Below are 20593 nucleotides of genomic sequence, written 5' to 3'. Positions count from 1 at the left end.
AGTTTTTCTCATAATTAAGAAATTCCTTGTGTTCAAAATAGTATTGTCTGACATTGTACAATCCGACGTTGTACATGTTCTTGGCAATATGGCACAGTTCTCGAAGAGTCAAGTATTCTTCTTTGGTCAAACCATTTAGCTGTTGTTTGATACAAAAATACATGTTTTCACCTCCCATCTAACTATATGATACTATATTTTACTGAATCTATCCTATTTTCAGCAAAATATAGTTAAGGCGATTCATCTCCCACTTACTCCGCTTCGCTTCGTTGAAGTGGGAGTCTTCTCGCCTAATTAAGATAAATCCTTCATGAAAATCGCCAAGAAGGGCGCCGCGGCGATGACGATCCTCCGATGTATATTCTTGAAACTGCTCGAGCGGCATGCCTTGCTGTTCATACTCCAGCAGCTTCTCGACATACGGCGTGCGCATGACGCGGCGGATGCGCCCGACCGAGCGGCCGACGATGACCGTTTCATTTTCTTTCGCCTCGACAAGCCGCCGTTTATACGCGTCATGAAACGGCGCTTCCTTCGTGGCCACCAGCCTTGTGCCAAGCTGCACCCCTTGGGCGCCGAGAGCGAAGGCGGCGAGCAGCCCGCGCCCATCGCCGATGCCGCCCGCGGCGACGACGGGGATGCGGACGGCGCTGGCGACTTGCGGAATGAGCGTCATCGTCGTCAACTCAAGCGGCGAGTTGATGCCTGCCGCCTCATACCCCTCGGCGACGACGAGATCCGCTCCAGCCGCTTCCGCTTTTTGCGCTTGGTTGACCGAGGCGACGACGACAAGCACCTTGATGCCATGTTCCGCAAAACGCGGAATCCACGGCGCCGGATTGCCGGCGGAAAGGGAAACGACCGGCACTTGATGGCGGATGACGAGTTCGGCGATCTCCGCGGCGTGCGGCGTCACTTGAAGCGGAATGTTCACCGCAAACGGACGGTTGGTGCGCCGCTTCGTTTCAACGATCAGCGCCTCCACCTCATCGGGCGTCATCGTTCCGGCTCCGATCGTTCCAAGCCCCCCCCCGCTTCCGATACGGCGCTCGCCAACTCGGCGTTGCTGATGTTGCCCATCCCCCCTTGAATGATCGGATAACGAAGGTCGAGCAAACGGCAAATATCATTCATTATGATCACACCTTTTAGAAATATTAAGTCCATGTTTCTAATCCTATGGTTAATTTTGCATTGCTGCTCGAATAAAATCATATACCGGTTTAATCATTTTCGGTCCCCCATTGTAAGTAGTACCATTGATACGAAAGCTCCCTCTATGAACAGCAATGATTTCGTTTGATGAGTTTAGTAAAGAGGAACCGGATTGTCCATTATAAGTATCAATCTGATAAAATGCAAGCTCACCGGTTTCTTTGGAAACGGAGCCAGCCATTCCCCATTGAGATATTTCCTTATACTGTTCGATTTTATCCCCTGGATATCCATAAATTTTTACTGACGTACCTTGAATGTTAGATACTTGTCTTAATGGAAGATATCCGACTACATCACCAATATTTTTTCCTAAATATGTGCTAAGCTTAAGAACTGCAAAGTCTTGAGTTGGGTCTCCTGTTTGAATATAGTTGCTCGTAATATAATAATCTACTATTTGATACACACCGTATGAATATATATTATTATTCATGGCGGGATATACATAACCATTTATCGCGCCGGACTGATTCACAACGTCCATAACACAATGTGCATTTGTAAGAACTTTATCTTTTCCGATAACAGTTCCTGTGCAAGCATACCAACCGTCTCTAAATTCCAATTCAATGTACGCAATTTGTCTGTAAGGGGCGACTGAAGTATTGGAGACTTTTGCACGGCCATCAGCACCAATCACAACCTGAGGAAAATATTGATTTGGAGATTTATCACCGATATATGTTGTTTCAGGGTTTAAATTATATTTGTAAGGCTTACTTTTTTTGAAATCTCCTGAATCCGTGATAAAGACGCGTTCAAAGCTGCCAAGAAAACTGGATCAATCAACAAAATATTGCACTCGGGGTTCTTCACCTAATAGGTGAACATTCGAAATGGAGTCGAAGTCTCGACACGATTGGGTTTCCCAGCATTTTTGATACACTTCTGTCACGGATTCAGGAAATCTGTATTTATCTCTGCTTTTGGAAGAACTTCACCGGTTCCTTCTGATCCTTCGGTGACCAAAACTCTTGAATTCTTTAACTTTTTCATGTAATCTTCATACTTAATGATTTCACCTTTTGAATTAATCATGTCATAAGCATTATTACTGTTTTTTTGAGCAAGAACGGTTGCCGGGATATTCATTATAGACGACATAATAAACCCAATCATTACAAAAATGATAAATACAATTTTTTTCATTAAAGTAAGCCCCCTTATAAAATTCCAAAACTATAGCACCGAGATAATTTATATGTTTCAATTATATTGAACAGGCTCAATTTTCGTAACTTTGATTTTACTAGGATACGACTCTAAAACCTCTGAGTACCACACTCTGACCTTTTGCCCGTTTTTTATTCCTCCCAAAGCACCAGCTCCCGTAATCCATAACTTACTCATATGGTATTTTCTTCTTAATTCCTGTATTGATAATTTATTGGCGTCGTCCTGAATAAAATCTTGATCTTCAACTAAATAGACCTCCCCTTCTTTCATAATAATAAAACCTTCTGAAACAGTTGCTTGATTAGGAGATCGATTCGCGCTATATTCACTAAAGAAGAATAATAATGCTATGGAACACAAAATAATACTCACCAAGATATATCTCCTCATACCATCCCCCCAGCAATTTCGTTTCCCGGTCCATCGTTATGAACAAATTTCCCTTTCAGGACAGAATAACACACTAATGAACATTGATGATCCCAAGTGCATTCACGTCTTTGATACCGAACTAGCCAGCTCGGCGTTGCTGATGTTGTCCATCACCCCCTTGTGATTGGATAACGAAGATCAGAAAACGACAAACATCATTCATTATATTCAACAAACGTGAAAAAAACGTTATACATTAACAATACCATATTTTTATGAAAATGAGAATAATTTGAGTGTAACTTGAACGTTCTCCCACCTACACTAATGTTTCGAAGTGGGGGATTCTTGGTAACATCCGCTCTTCGGTAGGTTGTTCACCAAGCCATCCCCGTGCATCCCACAGTTCGACTTCCCTACAACGACAACAAACGAAGCCCTTCATTCAGGATATTTCGGGCGGCGTTATGGTTCCGGTCATGTTCGGCTCCGCCGTTCGGGCACACCCACTTGCAGATGCCAAGCCACTTCATCTCAACCTGCCGATGCCGGTAGCGCGAGCACAATTAGCTGGACGGGAAGATGCTCGCGACACGAGCCACCACCCGCCCGTACCATGTCGTTTTATACTCAAGCATATTGAGAAAACGCCCCCACGCGGAATCGGAAATGGATTTGGCAAACTTGCCGTTTTTTTGCATGCTCCGCACACGCAAATCCTCCACGTACACCACTTGGTTTTCACGGATCGAGCGGGTGGACAACTGATGCAGGAAATCGTTCCGGCAATTGGTGATTTTTTCATGAAGACAGCACATTCGGAGGCAACTTTCCTCTTTCACACTCCTATACCAAACACTCCATAAACGGCAACCGGGATGCCCAGCTGCTGTTGCGCCGTGCATCCCGGTTCATTCCACGGAGGTCTCTTCCTCTTCTTTTTTGTCAAGCTCTGCCCCTTCTTGAAACACCGCTTCAAAGAAACGGCTAGCCGGCGCGGCGAGCTGTTGGTAATAGTCATTGAACAAGGCGGCGGCATGGCTTCCCATCCACTCGTTCGGCAGCAGCTCTTCCGGCAAGCCAGGGTCGATGAACAAAAACTTCCGGTACTCATGAACGAGCTTCGTTCGCTCGACAAAACAGTCCGCATCCGACATTTCGCCGCGCTCGATTTTATGTTTGTCAATGACATATTTTTGGCTGTAGACGGCAATAAACTGCTCGTATTTTTGGTTGATCTCTTCTAAGTTCCAGCACTTTTCCACAAGCTGCTTGTTCGTATGCGGTCCATCGTATTCGGCCAAAAAGAAGTCGACATACGGGCGGATGTCGTACTTGTCGATCAAGTCGTACACTTGTTGCTCCAAATTGTTCGGGGACATCCAGCAGCTGTTGGACATCGTGCCGAACCCGCTCCAAACAAGCTCCTTTCGCAGTTCGTCGCGCAAATGCCGCTTCTCCTCAGGAATCGTATAGATCAGGATCCGCCATTTCCCGTCCCAATGCTCGGGACGCGTTTTGTAAATGCGCCGCGCCGCCTCCTCCATCCGCTTGACGCCGCGCGCCGTAAGGGAATAGTAGCTTTTATTGCCGCGTTTTTCTGCCTGAATCCATCCTTGCTTGCTCATGCGCGACACCGCTGCCCGCACCGCTTGGTCGTTATGGCCGAATTCACGGAGAAGGCGGATGAGGCTCCCGATCCAAATTTCACCGCCGTAATGGCGGATGTAGTCGCCGTAAATGGTAAAAATGAGTGAGCGCGTATTCATTTTGCCGAAACTCCCTTTATCTTGTGTTCGAACTATAATCGTAACAAACTTTTCTCACGCTGGCAAGACGGACGAAAAACAAACGGAATAAAAAAGAGCCGCACCGCTAAAAAGCAGGCGGCTCTCAGCGGCGCGCCAACGGGCGGCCGCAGCCCGGTCCGGCGTCATTTCGCCAAGCCGCCGCGACAAGGCCAACCTGGCGAAATACTCTCACCGTTCGTCTGCGTTTTTCACAATGGTGGCGATTCCTTGGCCGACGCCAATGCACATCGTCGCCAAGCCATAGGCGACGCCGCGTTTTCGCATTTCGTAAATCAATGTCGTCAAAATGCGGGCGCCGCTCGCCCCAAGCGGATGGCCGAGGGCGATCGCTCCCCCGTTGACGTTCACTTTCGACCGGTCGAGCTCTAGCTGGCGAATGCACTCTAGCGCCTGTGAGGCGAACGCTTCGTTCAGCTCGACAAGCCCGATGTCGTCAAGCGACAACCCGGCGCGGCGCAACGCTTTGCGCGTCGCAAAAACCGGGCCGATTCCCATGACGGCCGGTTCAACGCCGGCGACCGCTGAAGTGACATAGGCAGCCAGCGGCTTGAGCCCGAGTTCTTTTGCCTTTTCGGCGCTCATTAACAAAAGCGCCGCCGCCCCGTCGTTAATGCCGGACGAGTTGCCGGCTGTCACCGTGCCGTTTTCAAACAACGGCGGTAGCTTCGCCAGCTTCTCCAACGTCGTATCCGGACGCGGATGCTCGTCTTTATCGACGACAACGCGGTTGCCTTTTCGATCGTGGTATACAACCGGCACGAGTTCATCCGCAAACCGATTCGTTTCGATCGCTTGTTTCGCTTTCATTTGGCTTTCATAGGCAAACTCATCTTGCGCCTCGCGCGTCACGCCGAACCGCTTCGCCACGTTTTCCGCCGTCTGCGGCATGCTGTCGGTGCCGTACATTTCGTGCATTTTCGGATTGATAAAGCGCCAGCCAATCGTCGTATCGTACATCTCGATGTTGCCGCGCGGGAAATCGCTTGCCGGTTTCGGCATGACAAACGGAGCGCGCGTCATGCTTTCCACGCCGCCCGCGATCATGATATCCGCCTCTCCAGCCAAAATCACCCGCGCCGCATAATTGACCGCATCAAGCCCTGAACCGCACAGCCGGTTGACCGTCACCCCTGCGACTTCAATGGGCAGCCCGGCCAACAGCGCCGCCATGCGGGCGACGTTGCGGTTGTCCTCGCCGGCTTGGTTGGCGTTGCCAAAAACGACATCATCAATTTGTTCGACCGGCAGCCCCGGATTTCGCTCGATAAGCGCTCGAATGACAGCAGCTGCCAGATCATCCGGCCTGACGTCTTTCAACACGCCCTTGTAGCGGCCAATCGGTGTGCGCACCGCATCGACAATCACAACTTCTCTGTTCATATTCTCCCCCATCCTTTTTCGACAGATCAGCCGTTTTCCCGATTCGTATAGTCATAGACGCCGCGGCCTGTTTTGCGGCCGAGCCGCCCCGCTTTGACGTATTGCTCCAACAGCGGCGCCGGGCGGTATTTTTCTCCGAGTTTTTCGTGCAAATATTTTAAGTTGTTCAATCTCGTATCGAGCCCGACTAAATCCGCGAGCTCAAACGGACCCATCGGGAAATTGAGGCCGAGCTTGATCGCTTTGTCGATTTCTTCCGGCGTCCCCACGCCTTCTTGCAGCATATAAAACGCTTCATTGCCGACAAGAGCGCTGATCCGGCTCGTGACGAATCCCGGAAATTCATTGACGACAACGGTTTCTTTCCCCATCCGCGCGGCGACTTCCTTCGCCATTTGCGCCGTTTCGTCGCTCGTCTCCAACCCGCGGATGATTTCCACAAGCTTCATTTTATGAACCGGGTTGAAAAAGTGCATGGCGATCACCCGCTCCGGCCGTTTGGTGAACGAACCGATTTCGGTCGGGCTCATGGTGGACGTATTCGTCGCAAAATAGCACGACGCCGGCGCATGAGCGTCAATCGTCTCGAACACTTGCTTTTTCCATTCAAGTTTTTCCGGCACGGCCTCGATCACCAAATCGGCATCGCGCACAGCGCCGGCTAAATCAAGCGAATACGACAGGCGCGCCTCGGCTTCTTGCCGCTCGCCCGTTGTCAATTTCCCCCGAGCGACCGCTTGTTCAAAAATTGAAGCAATCTCCTTCTGGGCGCTCTCCAATTGTTCTTGCTTAATGTCCACTAAGGTCGTCTGAAACCCGCCGACAGCGCCGACATACGCAATGCCTCTCCCCATCACGCCGCTGCCGACGACAACAAGGCGTTCGATCATCGTCTTCCCCCTCCCGTGTGTTGATGTACGGTGGCTGATGCATCGAGCTAGCGTTCTCTCTCACCAAGCGGCGGACGCCGTCAAATGAATGGGCACCCCATCACGCGCGACGGGGTGCTCAGCAAACGGACAGGCGCGTCTCTTCACGCTTGCCCGAATTCGCTCTTGCCTTCAAGGGCGGCAACTTGAACGTTGCGTCCAAGGACGCGACCCGCTCTCGTATGTTGGCAAACGCCAAACGGCAAAAGCCCTTAGACGCCAAACGGATTAAGCGGACGCGGCCCGTAATACGACAGCACGCTTTTCGTTTCTGTGTACAAATCAAGCGCCTCGACAGACAGCTCGCGCCCGAATCCGGACTGTTTGTAGCCGCCAAACGGCGTGCCCGGGAAGGCGGAGAATGGGCTGTTGACCATGACAATGCCGGAACGCAGCTGCTTCGCTACACGAACGGCGCGGCCATGATCTTTCGTCCAAACGGCGGCGGCCAGCCCATAGTCGCTATCGTTCGCCAATTCAACGGCTTCGGCTTCATCGCGGAATTTCATGACGACGACAACCGGTCCGAAAATTTCTTCGCGAACCGCTTTCATTTGATGGTTGACGTTCGTCAAAATCGTCGGTTCATACCAGTAACCGTTTTCAAATCCCTCGACTACCGCTTCTTTCCCTCCGGCAACGATCGTCGCTCCATCCGCGACCGCCGATTGCACGTATTCATCGATCACTTCCAGCTGCCCGCGGCTGATGATCGCCCCGACATGCGTGCCGGCATCAAACGGGTTGCCGAGTTTCAGCTGCTTCGTTTTGGCCACGAACGATTCCATAAAGGCGTCATAAATGCTTTCATGCACATACAAGCGAGAGCGCGCCTCGCACGATTGTCCGCTGTTGTAGAAAATGCCGAACAATGAGCCGGCGACAGCCGCTTCCAAATCGGCGTCCGCAAATACAAGGCTCGGCGATTTGCCGCCCAGCTCGAGCGTCACCCGTTTTAATGTTTTCGACGCTTTCTCCATAATTTCCTTCCCGACCGGCGTCGATCCGGTAAACGCCACTTTGTCGACGAGCGGATGCTCCACCAAATAGTCGCCGACTTCCGCCCCGGCGCCGGTCACCACATTGACGACCCCTTCCGGCACCCCGGCCTCGTGGCAAATTTCCGCCAGCACCAGGCAGGTGAGCGGCGTCAGCGACGCCGGTTTGACGACAACCGAACATCCTGCGGCAAGAGCAGGCGCGATTTTCCAAGCCGCCATCATGAGCGGGTAGTTCCACGGAATGATTTGGGCGCACACGCCAACCGGCTCTTTTTCCGTATAGTTGTGAAACGCCCCTGGCATCGGGTTGACCGCCCCGCGGTGGCCAATGATCGCTCCGGCAAAAAACTCAAAGTCTTCAATGGCTTGCATTACTTGTCCTTGAGCTGCTGACAGTGCTTTTCCGGTATTCAAAATTTCCAATTCCACCAATTCATTGAAACGTTCGCGCATGATGGATGCAATTTGGTACAAGATGCGGGCGCGTTTTTGCACTGGGAAATGGCGCCATTTCCCATGATCAAACGCCCGCCGCGCCGCCTGCACCGCCCGTTCGGCGTCCTCGCGCGTCCCTTTGGCGACGCGGGCGACCGGTTCGCCAGTGGCCGGATTGATCACTTCAAACGTCTCTCCCGAAGCGCTTTCCACCCGCTCCCCGTTCACAATCAAATGATAGAAATCGCGTTTGGTCGGCATCGGTTCCATTTTCTTTTGTTTCACAGTCGCCATCGTTTCATCCCCCTTGCTTAGTTTCCTCGGAATAATGGTTTTCGTTTTTCAAAGAACGCCTTGACGCCTTCGCGGTGATCTGCCGTCATGCCGGCAATGCGTTGGCATTCCGCTTCCCGTTCCAAGTAGCGGTCAAACGTCGTTTCTTCGCCTTCGCGAAGCAGCCGTTTGATGAGTCCAATCGCCTTCGTTGGCATGGCAGCGAGCCGCTCGGCAAACTGCTTGACTCCCTCCTCCCACTCGGAGAGAGGAATGACCTTGGTCGCCAGCCCGAGCGAGGCGGCCTGTTCAGCGGAGATTTTATCCCCGAGCACCGCCAGCTCAAGCGCCTTCGCCCGTCCGACGAGGCGCGGCAAATAGTACAGATGGCCCGCATCCGGCACAAGACCGACGTGAATAAACGCAGGAGCGAAACTCGCTTTTTCCGAAAGAAGCCGGAAATCACACGCCAGCGCCAAGCTCATGCCCGCGCCGGCCGCCGCCCCGTTCACCGCCGCGACAACCGGCTTTTCAAAGCGGTGAAGCGCTTTCATCATCGGCGCGTACCGGGTGCGCAACACGTCGCCGTGGTTCATTTCTTCCGTCACGCCGCTTAAATCTTCCCCGGCGCAAAACGCCCGCCCTGCGCCTGTGATCACCATGCAGCGGACGTTTGGATCCGCCCCTGCTTGTTTGAGCGCTTTCGTCACTTCCGCATTCATCTGCTCCGTAAACGCATTGAGCTGATCCGGACGGTTGAGCGTCAGCCAGGCCACTTGCCCCTTTACTTCATACCGGATCGTTTCGTACATAAAGCGCCCCCCTTATTTTCCTTGGAAGCGCGGCTTCCGTTTTTCGAGGAAGGCCGCCATCCCTTCTTTTTGGTCTTCCGAGGCGAACAATAGGTAAAAGTTTTTTCGCTCAAATTGCATGCCTTCATAGAGCGGATAGTCGACCGCTTTTTGCACCGCCTCTTTGATCAGCCGAAGAGCCAACGGCGGCTGTTGGGCGAGCCGCCCGGCCAACCGCATCGTTTCTTCCATTAGCAGCTCCGGGCTGACGACGCGCGTCACGATGCCCAGTTTGTGCGCCTCCTCCGCCGGCAAGCGCTCCCCGGTCCATAGCCACTCAAGCGCCCGCTTCGGTCCAATGAGTTTCGTTAATCGCTGCGTGCCTCCCGCACCTGGCATGACGCCAAGGTTCACTTCTGGAAAGCCAAATTCGGCCGCCGACGACGCGACAATCAAGTCGCACGAAAGCGCCAGCTCAAAACCGCCCCCGAGCGCCAACCCGTTCACCGCGGCGATCATCGGCGTTTTCACGATGGACAGGCGATCCCAATCGGCAAACTGGTTCAGCCACTCAAGGCGAATCGGGTCATCATCCGCCATCTCTTGAATGTCCGCCCCTGCCGCAAACGCCCGCCCGCGCCCGGTCAGCACGATGACGCGCACTGTTTCATCCCGGTCAAACGCTTCCACCGCCGCCACGATTTCCGCCACCATTTGACGGCTCAACGCGTTCAACACATGCGGACGGGCGAGTTCGATGATCCCGACCGCTCCTTCTTGCCGCACCGCAATGGAATTCCATTCACTCATGCTCTACTTCCTCACCGACCATAAAGGTGACGAGATCGCCGGCAAACGACATGACATCTTTGGCCGATGCTTTGGCTTCTTTCGTTTTCATCGCTTCTTGAAACGCCTCTTGGCTGTCGTAATACATTTCACACAACAAATAATACTCGCTTTCCGTCCCCATCGGCGTGCCGGTAATTTTCGTCACTGTGATTTTGCGCAGGCCCGGAATTTTTTCCGTCAGCGGCACATGCGTTCCGTAGTAATGGGCGTCAAACTGTTCCTTATCTTTCGGCTGTTTGTACAAGGCGATCATTTTAAACATGGCGAACATCTCCTCTCCCTTTTCTTATCGTGAAACCAATACAGGCTTCATCGCTTCAAACGGATTTTTGCATTGTTTGCAATAGAAAATGCTGCGGCAGGCGGTCGGACCGAACAAGTTCTCCATCACGGTCCGCTCCGCCCCGCAATACGGGCACTCGACTTGCCATGCCCCTGGCGACATTTGCCGAGGCGGCGGGGCGATGCCGAACTGCTTTAGCCGCTCCCGTCCGGCTTCGCTGATCCGATCGGACGTCCACGGCGGATGGCGGAGAAACTCCACCGTCACCGCCGAAGCCCCTGCCTGCTTCACCGCTTCCTCCACCTTGGCGCGGATGATGTCAAGCGCCGGACACCCGAGAAACGTCGGCAGCAAAGAGATCGAGACCGCTCCGTCATGAACGTCAACCCGTTCCACCATCCCGAGATCGACGATGCTAACGGAATGGATTTCCGGGTCTTTCACCAACTCCAACGTTTTCCAAACCTCTTCCTTTGTCATGATTCTCCCTCGCATTTCCCAATCCGCCGCCGTTTTCCCGCTTTGGCTGCCTGGCGCCGCCAATGTTGCATCGTTTTGCTTCTTCAACAAACACCTCGCCGGCACAAAGAGGCATCATGCCCAACGCTGCACGTTGGCAAACAGCGGCGCCGGCATCACCAGACCGCATGCGGGACGGCGCGGTATACTTCTGACAACGTCGCCAGCGCTTCGTCCAAATCCGGCGTATGTTCGCCGTTGCGGCCGTTGCCATGTTTCATGCCAAACGGCATCGGCCAATCAAGCCCCACTTCGGCAAACGCTGGCGCCAGCGCGGCAATCGTCCGTTCTGTCAGCACCTTTTCGTCGTCAATCAATCCCCATCGCACCATGTCCGCTCCCTTCGCCCCAAGCGTCAACACGCCGGCAAAATCCGCCGCCACGTCTTGGATGGCTTTCGTCATTCGCGTCCGCGCTTCACCCGGGGCATTCGTCAGCTGGACAAACCACGTATGCCAATGAAGCAAATGGTAGTGCAGCTCCACTTGAATTTTCGCCGCCACCTCGGCCAACGGCGTATACACCCTTTTTGTCAATGATTCAAGACGGATGCGCTTCGCCTGTGTATAAAAGTACTGGCGAACAACGGTGAATGCCCAGTCATAGCGAGGCTCGCGCAAATAATGCCCCGGGCCGTTTACCCGTTCGAGCAGCACCGCGTTGCGCCGGGCCGCAGCCGGGCGGGCGTGCGCCAGTTCGTCGGCTGATCCACAGCCAAGATCTTCAAGCAGCTGATAATACATGGCCGCATGCCCCATCGTGTCCTGGCTGATAGAAGAAAACGCGATGTCCTCCTCGATATGCGGCGCCAACCCAAGCCATTCCGAGCCGCGGTAGGCCAGCAAAAAATCATCATCGGCAAGCTGAAACAACAGCTCGACAAGCGCTTCCTGACCATCGGGATGAAAATGGACTTGTGTTTTGCTCATCGCTGAATCTCGCCTTTCCATGACAAAATTTCCTTCTCATCAAATGCCTCTTGTTCATATTTGCGCCATCGTTTCTTCACATCCCCATATCCCCGCGTCAGACGATAATCTTTGTTGTCAAGCCGTTTGAGCGCCGCTTTTTCCTCTTCGTTGATCCGCCGGATATAATCCCGCCTCACAACCCAAAGGTCGGAAACCGGCTCGCGGCGCATAAAGTTCTCCTGCGCCATCACGAGCGCGATCTCCTCATTAGGGGCAAGCAAACTGAATTGATGCTGCATCGGTGCATCCGGCGCTTTGCGGCTGAACACTTCAAACACTTGATAAAATCCTTGTTCTTTTCCCGCCATGGCCATCCCTCCTCATCCAGCCGTCCGGACCGCGCCAAGCGCCTCACGCACCCACGCGTTTTGCTTGTACGCCGTCCGCCGAAGCTCAAGCCGCTCCTGCGACTTCGGTCCGTTGTTGCGGATGATTTCTTTAAACCGCTCCCAATCCGGCTGCCGGTAAATCCATTGGCCCTTCTCTTTGTCAAAATGCATGGTCTCATCAGGAATCTTCAGTCCGAGCGCCCAAATGCGCGGCACGTATTTCGTGAAAAAGTCTTGACGCAGCTGCTCGTTCGTTTTCGTGCGGATGCGGTATTTGATCGTGATGTCTTGCTTCGAGGTTCCTGTCGTATCGGCCGTCGGCGGACCGAAAAACATAAGCAGCGCCTCCCACCAACGGTTGAGCGCCTCTTGGAGCATCTCTTTTTGCTCCTTCGTCCCTTCGGCGAGCGCCAAAATAATCGACTCGCCGTGCTGGGCGTGAAACACCTCCTCGGCGCAAATGCGCTTCAGCGCCCGCGCATACGGTCCGTACGAGGCATCGAGCATGTTCGTCTGCGTCATAATCGCTGCTCCGTCGACGAGCCAGCCGATCAACCCGGCATCCGCCCATGTCGGCGCCGCCATATGAAAGACATTGTGAAACTTCAACCGTTCGTTCAATAAATCTTCGAGAATATCTTCCCGCGTTTTGCCAAGCGGCGCCATCAAATCTTCCGCCACCCGCAGCAGCAACTGGCCGTGCCCCATTTCATCCTGCACTTTCGCCATAATGCCGAGCTTGCGGCGCAGCGACGGCGCTTTCGGCACCCATTCTTTTTCCGGAAGCGCTCCCATAATTTCGCTCACCGCATGCATGGCAATGAGCTTGATGAGCGCCGTCCGATATTCGTCAGGCATCCAGTCATCGGCTTCGATCTTCTCTCCCGCCTCGATGCGCTGCATAAACCGTTCGTATTTCTCCTCATCTGACAGGCGGGTGAACGTCATCATAGCCGCCATCCCCCATCCACCTCTCGTTTAAAATATATAACGTTTGTTTAACGTTATTATATTTTAATGTTATATATTTTGCAATCGTTTTTTTCTTTCTCTAGTCAGATGGATTGCGGCGCTTCAAGATGGCGGCGGTCAACGATGCGGACCGCTTTCCCTTCTGAGCGCGGGAGCGTTTTCGGCGAATGGAGACGGACGTCAATCGAAATGAGACAGTGCGTTTTCAACAATGACTGAATGCGCTGGGCAAGCAGAGCAGCCTGCTCGCTTTGCAAATCTCCGCCGACCTCGCTGTAAAAACGATCGGTCACTTCCGCATGCAACTCGAGCGCTTCCAAATGACCGTGGCGGAGACGATGCAGCTGATAGTGCGGAGCCAGTTCCGAGACGCGAAGCAGATGGTGCTCAATTTCCGATGGAAACACATTGACGCCGCGGATGATGATCATGTCGTCAACCCGCCCTTTGACCCGCGACATGCGCGCCGTCGTCCGCCCGCAGCCGCTCAAGCTGGAGAGCCTCAAGCTCGCTGCGCGCAGCCGTTTCGATATCATGCAAAATCATCGTTTCCGCCCCCTATCTTAAAGCGCTTTCAAAAATGTTAAATATATAACGTTATATAAACGTTATATATTTAAATTATCATATTTAATTTTAAAATAGGTGAAATATTTTAAAATGTCAATACTTTTTTAAGGCGCCAAACAGGCAAAAGCATGAAGAAGAGGGATGGCGACTTGGGCTTTTATTAAGGGTTTGAACATGAAAAAGGAAGGCGGCGCTCATGCTGATGGAGCGCCGCCTTCCTTGATCCTATTTCGCCTAAATTTTCATAATCCCCCCCGTGCTCGCCGAGGTGACGTGTTTCGAGTAGCGGGCGAGATAGCCGGTTTTCACTTTCGGTTCAAAGCCTTTCCAGTTCGCCTTCCGCCGTTCGAGCTCTTCATCGGACAGCTTGACGTTGATCGTCCGTTTCACCGTGTCAATCTCGATGATGTCGCCGTCTTGGATGAACGCGATCGGCCCGCCTTCGGCCGCTTCCGGTGAAACGTGGCCGACGGATAGGCCGCGCGAGGCGCCGGAGAAGCGGCCGTCAGTGACAAGCGCCACTTTGGTGCCGAGCCCCATGCCGACGATTTGCGACGTCGGCGCCAGCATTTCCGGCATCCCTGGGCCGCCTTTTGGCCCTTCGTAGCGGATGACGACAACATGTCCCGGCTTGATTTTCCCGCTGGCAATGCCCTCGAGCGCTTCCTCTTGGGAGTCGAAGACGATCGCGGGCCCTTCATGGCGCGTGATGCCGCCTTGCACCGCCCCGGTTTTAATGACGGCGCCGTCCGGCGCCAGGTTGCCAAACAAAATGGCGAGCCCGCCCGTTTCCGAATACGGGTTGTCAATCGGCCGGATGACGTCATAGTTTTTCACTTCGCAGCCGGCGATGTTTTCCCCGAGCGTTTTGCCCGTGACGGTGAGCGTATCTAAATGAAGCGTGCCTTCTTTTTTCGCCAGCTCGTTCAACACGGCCGAAACGCCGCCCGCTTCATGCAAGTCTTCGATGTAATGGATGTCCGACGCCGGGGCGAGTTTGGCCAAATGCGGCACGCGCGCCGCCACTTCGTTGATGCGCTCAAGCGAGTACTCGATGCCGGCTTCGTTGGCGATCGCCAGCGTATGCAGCACCGTATTCGTCGAGCCGCCAAGCGCCATGTCGAGGGCAAACGCATTGTCGATCGCTTTTTCGGTGACGATGTCGCGCGGTTTAATGTCATGCTCGATCAAATACATGAGCTGTTTCGCCGACTGGCGGACAAGCTCTTTGCGCGCTGGGTCGACCGCCAAAATCGTGCCGTTGCCCGGCAGTGCAAGCCCGAGCGCTTCAGCGAGACAGTTCATCGAGTTGGCCGTAAACATGCCCGAGCACGATCCGCACGTCGGACAGCCGTACCGTTCGAGTTCTTCAAGCCCTTTCTCATCGAGCGTTCCCCCTAAATACGCCCCGACGCCTTCAAATACAGATGACAGTGAAATTTTCCGCCCATCCTTCGTCACGCCGGCTTTCATCGGTCCCCCGCTGACGAAAATCGTCGGAATGTTAAGACGCATCGCCGCCATCATCATTCCCGGCGTAATTTTGTCGCAGTTCGGAATGCACACCATGCCGTCAAACCAATGCGCCGAGATAACCGTTTCGATCGAATCGGCGATGATTTCCCGGCTCGGCAGCGAATAGCGCATCCCGATATGGCCCATCGCAATACCGTCGTCAACGCCGATCGTGTTCATTTCAAACGGCACGCCGCCCGCTTCGCGAATCGCTTCTTTCACGATTCTCCCAAACTCTTGCAAGTGAACGTGCCCCGGAATAATGTCGATGTATGAATTCACCACCGCAATAAACGGTTTATCAAAGTCTTCTTCTTTTACGCCCGCCGCTCGCAATAGGCTTCGGTGCGGAGCACGGTCAAATCCTTTTTTGATCATGTCGCTGCGCCGTTTTTTCATCATCGGTCCCTCCATCATGCGGTTTGATTGATTGCTAGTATTGTACCACTTTTTCTAATAGAAAGACAATTACCTTTATTATGAATGCGTTTTCAAAATCCGCTTCGAAAAAACAAGTCAGAAAAATCAGCCTTTCCTCTTGACAACCGGAGCATTTGGCGTCATAATTTCTTACAAATTGCACTCCTTGACAAGAAAACAACAGGAACGGCACGGGACTAGTAAACCGAGGGAACGCGCCAGAGAGTGGAACCCATAGGCTGGAAGGTTCCTCGCGGGAAGCCGGTTGAACCTGCCCTAGACGGCCGCTTATGCAAACATAAGCCGCACGCCTGCGTTACAGGCTCGAGGGGGCGCTTTAGGCGCCAAAAAAGGTGGTACCGCGGAACGCTTTTCCGTCCTTTTGCGAAAGGAGGAAAAGCGTTTTTTATTGGCCGGCCGCTTCGCAGGACGGCTAGGCAATCCAACTCATGCCATTCAACACGCAAAGGAGGGAGGAACGCGATGAAACGGCAGCGCGTGGTGGTCAAAATCGGCAGCAGCTCGCTCACCGATCCGAAAGGTGGCCTTTGCCGCGACAAGCTGCACGGCCATGTTGAAGCCATCGCCTATCTGAAACAGCTCGGCCATGACGTCATTCTCATCACGTCCGGCGCTGTCGCCGCCGGGTTCGGGCCGCTCGGCTACCCGGCGCGGCCGACGACGATCGCCGGCAAACAGGCCGCGGCTGCCGTCGGGCAAAGCTTGCTTATGCAGGCGTACAGCTCGGCGTTCGCCCGCTTTGGCTTCACGGCCGCCCAATTGTTGTTGACGCGCAGCGACTTTTACAGCCGCGAACGGTTTCGCAACTTGTTCGCCACGATGACGACGCTGCTCGAACACGGGGCGATCCCGATCATCAATGAAAACGACTCCGTTTCCGTTGAAGAATTGACGTTTGGCGACAACGATATGCTGTCGGCGCTTGTCGCCGGCTTTTTGCACGCCGATGCGCTCGTTTTGCTCACCGATATTAACGGGCTGTATGACGCCAACCCGAAAACGAATCCACAGGCGAAAAAATACGCCTTTTTGCCGCACATTACCGACGAAATGATCGAAGCGGCCGGCGGCAGCGGCTCGGCAGTCGGCACCGGCGGCATGCGCTCAAAGCTTCTCGCCGCTCAAAAAGCGTTGTCCTTCGGCGTCAGCGTCTTTATCGGCACCGGGCGAGGCAAAGAAGCACTCGCCGATATTTTAGCCGGAAAAGGTGATGGGACGTACATCGGCGCCCCATTTCCGAAGCAAATGCAAATGCACAAGCAATGGATCGCGTATCACGCGCCTGTCGCCGGCACGATCACCGTCGACAGCGGCGCGGAGGAAGCGCTCCTTGCGCGCGGCAAAAGCTTGCTTCCCGCCGGCGTCACGGCCGTTTCCGGCGACTTTCATGCGATGGATGTCGTCGATGTTGTCAATGAGAAAGGGATCACGATCGGCCGCGGCCAAGTGTATTATGCCGCCGCCGATTTAGAAAAAGTAAAAGGACTTCCGAGCGAGGAAGCGCGGCAATACTCGTACTTGCACCGCCCGGAAGTCATTCACCGCGACAATTGGGTCACGTTGCGAAAGGAGAGTGTATTCAAATGACCGAACTGCTTGAAAAAGCCGAGCGTCTGAAAGCCGCGTCGCAGACGCTGGCTATGCTGTCAACAGAGGAAAAAAACGCCGCATTGGAACAAATCGCCCAAGCGCTTGACCGCGAACGCGCCTTCATTTTGCAAGAAAACGAAAAAGATATGGCCCAAGGCCGCGAGCAAGGGCTGTCACCGGCTTTGCTTGACCGGCTCCAACTCACCAATGAACGCCTGGACCAAATCATCGGCGGCGTCCGCCAAGTCGCTTCCCTTCCCGACCCGGTCGGAGAAATCGTCGAGGAATGGACGCGGCCGAACGGGCTTCGCATCCAAACGGTGCGCGTGCCGCTTGGCGTCATCGGCATGGTGTATGAAGCGCGGCCGAACGTCACGGTCGATGCCGCCAGCCTTTGCCTGAAAACCGGAAACGCCGTCCTGCTTCGCGGCAGCTCGTCAGCGCTTCATTCGAACAAAGCGCTTGTTTCCGTCATGAAAGGGGCGCTCCGCACCACCGCCGTGCCCGATGCGGCCATTGAACTGCTCGAAGACACGCGCCGGGAAACGGCACAACAGATGTTCCGCCTCAATGACTATTTGGATGTGCTCATCCCGCGCGGCGGCGCCGGGCTCATCCGCTCGGTCGTCGAAAACGCCACCGTGCCCGTGCTTGAAACCGGCGTCGGCAACTGTCATATGTTCATCGACGAATCAGCCGAGCGGCAAATGGCGATCAACATCGTCCTGAACGCCAAATTGCAGCGTCCGTCCGTCTGCAACGCCATCGAAACGGTGCTCATCCATGAGCGTTGGCCATATGCCGACGACTTGCTTGAGGCGCTGCACGCCCGCGGTGTCGAGCTGCGCGGCGACGACCGCCTCGCGTCATCGCACCCGTTCATCAAACCGGCGACGGAAGACGACTGGCATGCGGAATATTTGGCGCCGATTTTAGCGGTTAAGCTCGTCGCCGATGTCGACGAGGCGATTGCCCATATCCGCCGCTACGGAACGAAGCACTCGGAAGCGATCATCACCGAAAACGAAGCAAACGTCCGCCGCTTTTTCCAGGCGGTTGATGCGGCGGTCTTGTACCATAACGCCTCCACCCGCTTCACGGACGGGGAGCAGTTCGGCTACGGAGCGGAAATCGGCATCAGCACGCAAAAGCTGCACGCCCGCGGTCCGATGGGGCTTGTCGCCATCACGACGACAAAATCGCTCGTGTACGGGACGGGGCAAATTCGGGAGTCATAACGATGGCTGCAACGAAGACGGCTTCCTTTTTCACTAAGTTTCTAAAGCATAAAACGATCCGGACCCAACGCATGGCTTCCGGATCGTTTTCTTATTTTCCCGTCTCCACAAAAACCCAATAACGGCTGCCGATAAAGTTCACCGCCATCCCGGCGATCGTCGCCGCCAGTTTCGCCAGCCAGAGCGGCGCGAGCCGTTCCGCGGCCAGCAAAACGGCAAGCGATGCGCCGAACGACAGCCCGTTGACGGCAAGAAAGCGCAAAACTTCCTTCATATTGGCCTTTCGTCTCACTTGAAACGTCCAACGCCGATTCCAAATGTAGCTGTTCGCCATCCCGGCGCCGTAGGCAACGGCTTGGGCAACCGCCGCCTTAGCGCCTGCAGCAGTCAACAAAAAAAAGACGGCGAAGTCCACCGCGGTATTGCTCACCCCAACGAGGCCAAACCGCCATACGGCTTGTTTTTCTTTACGGAATATATGAAGGCTTTCGTTCATGTTTCGTTCCGACTCCCCACGTTTCGTTGACAATATAGAGCGGACGCTCTTTCACTTCATCGTAAATCCGGCCGATATATTCGCCAATCGCGCCGAGCATGAGCAGTGTCACCCCGTTGCCAAGCAGCATGACCATCGACAACGACGCCCAGCCGGCGACCGTTGAATGAGCAAACCATTTAAGATAAAGGACAACGAACATCCCCACCACACTGGCCGCCGACATCAAGAACCCAAGCCAACTCGCTAGCTTCAACGGCTTGTATGAAAACGAGGTGATGCCATCAAGCGAAAACCGAATCATCTTTTTGAGCGGGTATTTCGTCTCGCCGGCGAAACGCGGCTCCCGCTCGTATTCAACCGCCGTCTGCCGGAAGCCGACCCAACTTACCAGCCCCCGAACAAACCGGCTTCGCTCTCTCATATAGCGTAACTGATCGCACACTTTCCGGTCAATAGCAGGAAAACACGAAGCTTGCCCAGCGCGCCGCTATCCGCCCCGCCCACGGCTTGACGATCACGTACATCATCCACGTCGAGGCAACCCCCGCCAACGCTTCCGGAAGAAGCACGCTAAAATCGCTCACTCCGAACACTTTCACGCTCAACGCCTGCAGCCAAAGCGCCGCCGGCGGCTTATCGACGGTAATGAATCCCTCCGGATCAAGCGCGGCGAAGAAAAACGCCTTCCAACTTGCGGCCATGCTTTTCGCCGCCGCCGTATAATACACATTGGAACCGCTGTTTCCAATTTGATAGAAGTGCAAAAAAGCTGACCAAGCCATGATCGCAGCAATCCATCCATCCCATTTCCATTGTATTTTCTTCATCGACTCTCCCTTTCCGTCATGTTCTTCGTCTCCTGCCGTTACGTTACCCCGTGTTGGTGAAAGTTTGGTGAAAAAATCGAGCGAATGGACAAGGTTTTCATTTCGCTGACCGCAGACGTGTGCTATGATAAAAGGCGAAAGGAGGTGAATCGTGTGGAAGGAGCCACCATCGTGCAACAAATTTTAAAGGCGCTCGACTTGCATTCCGGAAAAATCCAACAACAAATGAAGGAAATGGAAGATCGGCTGCGCACCGAAATCCAAGATACAGAAAGCCGACTGCGTGCTGAAATTCAAGACACGGAAAACCGACTGCGCGCGGAGATCCAAGATACAGAAAATCGGCTGTATGCCAAAATTCGCGAAACGGAAGACCGGTTGCACCAAAAACTCTTGGATCTGGAAAAACGCACCGACGCTCGGTTTGAGCGCTTGGAAACGAAAATGAACTATTGGCGCCTTGAATGGTCGGAAACACAGGAAACCGTCGACTTCCTCGCCCGCAAAACCCTCCAACATGAACGAAAACTCCGTTCCCGGGCTGGACAAAACGAAATCTCTTAAAAAACGAAAAAAGCCAAACCGGCCGCCCGCGCTT

General features: G+C 54.0%; 22 protein-coding genes and 5 pseudogenes. 3 read left to right on the top strand and 24 right to left on the bottom strand.

Annotated features, from left to right (window positions below; all coding sequences use genetic code 11):
- The 21 genes and pseudogenes from GZ1_RS19615 to ilvD form a co-directional block, all read right to left on the bottom strand.
- A pseudogene (locus GZ1_RS19615) lies at window positions 1–163 on the bottom strand (RNA-guided endonuclease TnpB family protein); the annotation flags it as partial.
- Between the two features lie 138 nt (window positions 164–301).
- Window positions 302–1137 (bottom strand): annotated as a pseudogene (locus GZ1_RS09895) (NAD(P)H-dependent flavin oxidoreductase); the annotation flags it as partial.
- 49 nt (window positions 1138–1186) lie between these two features.
- Complete coding sequence (locus GZ1_RS09890) at window positions 1187–1786, bottom strand: trypsin-like serine peptidase (protein WP_255211284.1); 600 nt, start codon at window positions 1784–1786, stop codon at window positions 1187–1189.
- A gap of 326 nt (window positions 1787–2112) precedes the next feature.
- Window positions 2113–2370 carry a hypothetical protein gene (locus tag GZ1_RS09885; RefSeq protein ID WP_060788396.1) on the bottom strand — a complete coding sequence of 86 codons (258 nt, stop codon included), beginning with the start codon at window positions 2368–2370 and terminating at the stop codon, window positions 2113–2115.
- 57 nt (window positions 2371–2427) lie between these two features.
- Window positions 2428–2787, bottom strand: coding sequence for a DUF3221 domain-containing protein (locus tag GZ1_RS09880; protein ID WP_033008036.1), 360 nt, complete (start codon window positions 2785–2787; stop codon window positions 2428–2430).
- Between the two features lie 398 nt (window positions 2788–3185).
- A complete protein-coding gene (locus GZ1_RS19610) occupies window positions 3186–3335 on the bottom strand; it encodes a zinc ribbon domain-containing protein (protein ID WP_227412597.1) in 150 nt (49 codons plus the stop codon).
- Window positions 3336–3587: an IS200/IS605 family accessory protein TnpB-related protein gene (locus GZ1_RS19605; RefSeq protein WP_080729534.1), complete on the bottom strand. Its 252-nt coding sequence runs from the start codon at window positions 3585–3587 to the stop codon at window positions 3336–3338.
- A gap of 93 nt (window positions 3588–3680) precedes the next feature.
- Window positions 3681–4538, bottom strand: a complete 858-nt coding sequence (gene paaX / locus GZ1_RS09870) for a phenylacetic acid degradation operon negative regulatory protein PaaX (protein WP_060788395.1) — start codon at window positions 4536–4538, stop codon at window positions 3681–3683.
- 210 nt (window positions 4539–4748) lie between these two features.
- On the bottom strand, window positions 4749–5960 hold the full coding sequence (locus GZ1_RS09865; RefSeq protein ID WP_060788394.1) for a thiolase family protein: 1212 nt from the start codon (window positions 5958–5960) through the stop codon (window positions 4749–4751).
- 26 nt (window positions 5961–5986) lie between these two features.
- Window positions 5987–6850, bottom strand: coding sequence for a 3-hydroxyacyl-CoA dehydrogenase (locus tag GZ1_RS09860; RefSeq protein ID WP_015375100.1), 864 nt, complete (start codon window positions 6848–6850; stop codon window positions 5987–5989).
- Window positions 6851–7101: 251 nt separating this feature from the next.
- On the bottom strand, window positions 7102–8619 hold the full coding sequence (locus GZ1_RS09855) for an aldehyde dehydrogenase family protein (RefSeq protein ID WP_015375101.1): 1518 nt from the start codon (window positions 8617–8619) through the stop codon (window positions 7102–7104).
- 17 nt (window positions 8620–8636) lie between these two features.
- Window positions 8637–9410, bottom strand: a complete 774-nt coding sequence (locus tag GZ1_RS09850; RefSeq protein ID WP_015375102.1) for an enoyl-CoA hydratase-related protein — start codon at window positions 9408–9410, stop codon at window positions 8637–8639.
- Window positions 9411–9422: 12 nt separating this feature from the next.
- Window positions 9423–10199, bottom strand: coding sequence for an enoyl-CoA hydratase/isomerase family protein (locus GZ1_RS09845; RefSeq protein ID WP_015375103.1), 777 nt, complete (start codon window positions 10197–10199; stop codon window positions 9423–9425).
- Window positions 10192–10503 carry an EthD family reductase gene (locus GZ1_RS09840; RefSeq protein ID WP_025950499.1) on the bottom strand — a complete coding sequence of 104 codons (312 nt, stop codon included), beginning with the start codon at window positions 10501–10503 and terminating at the stop codon, window positions 10192–10194. The genes GZ1_RS09845 and GZ1_RS09840 overlap by 8 nt, the downstream gene beginning before the upstream one ends.
- A gap of 24 nt (window positions 10504–10527) precedes the next feature.
- The gene (paaD, locus tag GZ1_RS09835; protein ID WP_015375105.1) at window positions 10528–11004 is read right to left on the bottom strand and encodes a 1,2-phenylacetyl-CoA epoxidase subunit PaaD; all 477 of its coding nucleotides are present in this window, start codon (window positions 11002–11004) and stop codon (window positions 10528–10530) included.
- Window positions 11005–11159: 155 nt separating this feature from the next.
- Entirely contained in the window at window positions 11160–11993 is an 834-nt protein-coding gene (paaC, locus tag GZ1_RS09830; RefSeq protein WP_060788393.1) for a 1,2-phenylacetyl-CoA epoxidase subunit PaaC, read from the bottom strand.
- Window positions 11969–12322 carry a 1,2-phenylacetyl-CoA epoxidase subunit PaaB gene (gene paaB / locus GZ1_RS09825; RefSeq protein ID WP_014196085.1) on the bottom strand — a complete coding sequence of 118 codons (354 nt, stop codon included), beginning with the start codon at window positions 12320–12322 and terminating at the stop codon, window positions 11969–11971. Before paaB ends, paaC begins: the two co-directional genes overlap by 25 nt.
- Before the next feature lie 12 nt (window positions 12323–12334).
- Window positions 12335–13303 (bottom strand): 1,2-phenylacetyl-CoA epoxidase subunit PaaA, encoded by a 969-nt coding sequence (paaA, locus tag GZ1_RS09820; RefSeq protein ID WP_060788392.1) that lies wholly within the window; start codon window positions 13301–13303, stop codon window positions 12335–12337.
- Window positions 13304–13398: 95 nt separating this feature from the next.
- Window positions 13399–13797 (bottom strand): annotated as a pseudogene (locus tag GZ1_RS09815) (ABC transporter permease); the annotation flags it as partial.
- Complete coding sequence (locus GZ1_RS19795; protein WP_164832339.1) at window positions 13751–13861, bottom strand: phenylacetate--CoA ligase; 111 nt, start codon at window positions 13859–13861, stop codon at window positions 13751–13753. The gene GZ1_RS19795 and the pseudogene GZ1_RS09815, both read right to left, overlap by 47 nt.
- 258 nt (window positions 13862–14119) lie before the next feature.
- On the bottom strand, window positions 14120–15799 hold the full coding sequence (gene ilvD, locus GZ1_RS09810; protein ID WP_033006220.1) for a dihydroxy-acid dehydratase: 1680 nt from the start codon (window positions 15797–15799) through the stop codon (window positions 14120–14122).
- A 504-nt stretch (window positions 15800–16303) separates the two neighbouring features.
- Between ilvD and proB the strand changes: the two genes are divergently transcribed.
- Both proB and GZ1_RS09800 read left to right on the top strand, forming a co-directional pair.
- Window positions 16304–17428: a glutamate 5-kinase gene (gene proB / locus GZ1_RS09805; protein ID WP_033006218.1), complete on the top strand. Its 1125-nt coding sequence runs from the start codon at window positions 16304–16306 to the stop codon at window positions 17426–17428.
- On the top strand, window positions 17425–18669 hold the full coding sequence (locus tag GZ1_RS09800) for a glutamate-5-semialdehyde dehydrogenase (RefSeq protein WP_060788391.1): 1245 nt from the start codon (window positions 17425–17427) through the stop codon (window positions 18667–18669). Before proB ends, GZ1_RS09800 begins: the two co-directional genes overlap by 4 nt.
- Before the next feature lie 91 nt (window positions 18670–18760).
- Here GZ1_RS09800 and GZ1_RS09795 read toward each other — a convergent pair whose 3' ends face one another.
- The 3 genes and pseudogenes from GZ1_RS09795 to GZ1_RS09785 form a co-directional block, all read right to left on the bottom strand.
- Entirely contained in the window at window positions 18761–19165 is a 405-nt protein-coding gene (locus GZ1_RS09795; protein WP_020755996.1) for a GtrA family protein, read from the bottom strand.
- A pseudogene (locus GZ1_RS09790) lies at window positions 19137–19631 on the bottom strand (glycosyltransferase); the annotation flags it as partial. The gene GZ1_RS09795 and the pseudogene GZ1_RS09790, both read right to left, overlap by 29 nt.
- Window positions 19624–19995 (bottom strand): annotated as a pseudogene (locus GZ1_RS09785) (ArnT family glycosyltransferase); the annotation flags it as partial. The pseudogenes GZ1_RS09790 and GZ1_RS09785, both read right to left, overlap by 8 nt.
- 153 nt (window positions 19996–20148) lie before the next feature.
- Between GZ1_RS09785 and GZ1_RS09780 the strand changes: the two are divergent.
- The gene (locus GZ1_RS09780) at window positions 20149–20559 is read left to right on the top strand and encodes a hypothetical protein (RefSeq protein ID WP_060788390.1); all 411 of its coding nucleotides are present in this window, start codon (window positions 20149–20151) and stop codon (window positions 20557–20559) included.
- Window positions 20560–20593: the final 34 nt, after the last annotated feature.

This window comes from Geobacillus zalihae NBRC 101842 (genome assembly GCF_001544135.1).
In the GTDB taxonomy this organism is placed as follows: domain Bacteria; phylum Bacillota; class Bacilli; order Bacillales; family Anoxybacillaceae; genus Geobacillus; species Geobacillus zalihae.
This window is presented reverse-complemented; position numbering and strand designations above follow the sequence as displayed.

Bases quoted from the DNA above. Each gene is read 5' to 3' on its own strand.
- paaA (WP_060788392.1), bottom strand. From the start codon at position 13,303: ATGGCGGCTATGATGACGTTCACCCGCCTGTCAGATGAGGAGAAATAC.
- GZ1_RS09855 (WP_015375101.1), bottom strand. From the start codon at position 8,619: ATGGCGACTGTGAAACAAAAGAAAATGGAACCGATGCCGACCAAACGC.
- GZ1_RS09885 (WP_060788396.1), bottom strand. From the start codon at position 2,370: ATGAAAAAAATTGTATTTATCATTTTTGTAATGATTGGGTTTATTATG.
- paaD (WP_015375105.1), bottom strand. From the start codon at position 11,004: ATGACAAAGGAAGAGGTTTGGAAAACGTTGGAGTTGGTGAAAGACCCG.
- paaB (WP_014196085.1), bottom strand. From the start codon at position 12,322: ATGGCGGGAAAAGAACAAGGATTTTATCAAGTGTTTGAAGTGTTCAGC.
- GZ1_RS09800 (WP_060788391.1), top strand. From the start codon at position 17,425: ATGACCGAACTGCTTGAAAAAGCCGAGCGTCTGAAAGCCGCGTCGCAG.
- GZ1_RS09840 (WP_025950499.1), bottom strand. From the start codon at position 10,503: ATGTTTAAAATGATCGCCTTGTACAAACAGCCGAAAGATAAGGAACAG.
- paaC (WP_060788393.1), bottom strand. From the start codon at position 11,993: ATGGAAAGGCGAGATTCAGCGATGAGCAAAACACAAGTCCATTTTCAT.
- paaX (WP_060788395.1), bottom strand. From the start codon at position 4,538: ATGAATACGCGCTCACTCATTTTTACCATTTACGGCGACTACATCCGC.
- GZ1_RS09850 (WP_015375102.1), bottom strand. From the start codon at position 9,410: ATGTACGAAACGATCCGGTATGAAGTAAAGGGGCAAGTGGCCTGGCTG.
- GZ1_RS09865 (WP_060788394.1), bottom strand. From the start codon at position 5,960: ATGAACAGAGAAGTTGTGATTGTCGATGCGGTGCGCACACCGATTGGC.
- GZ1_RS09880 (WP_033008036.1), bottom strand. From the start codon at position 2,787: ATGAGGAGATATATCTTGGTGAGTATTATTTTGTGTTCCATAGCATTA.
- GZ1_RS09795 (WP_020755996.1), bottom strand. From the start codon at position 19,165: ATGAACGAAAGCCTTCATATATTCCGTAAAGAAAAACAAGCCGTATGG.
- GZ1_RS09845 (WP_015375103.1), bottom strand. From the start codon at position 10,199: ATGAGTGAATGGAATTCCATTGCGGTGCGGCAAGAAGGAGCGGTCGGG.
- proB (WP_033006218.1), top strand. From the start codon at position 16,304: ATGAAACGGCAGCGCGTGGTGGTCAAAATCGGCAGCAGCTCGCTCACC.
- GZ1_RS19795 (WP_164832339.1), bottom strand. From the start codon at position 13,861: ATGATTTTGCATGATATCGAAACGGCTGCGCGCAGCGAGCTTGAGGCT.
- ilvD (WP_033006220.1), bottom strand. From the start codon at position 15,799: ATGAAAAAACGGCGCAGCGACATGATCAAAAAAGGATTTGACCGTGCT.
- GZ1_RS09860 (WP_015375100.1), bottom strand. From the start codon at position 6,850: ATGATCGAACGCCTTGTTGTCGTCGGCAGCGGCGTGATGGGGAGAGGC.
- GZ1_RS19605 (WP_080729534.1), bottom strand. From the start codon at position 3,587: ATGTGCTGTCTTCATGAAAAAATCACCAATTGCCGGAACGATTTCCTG.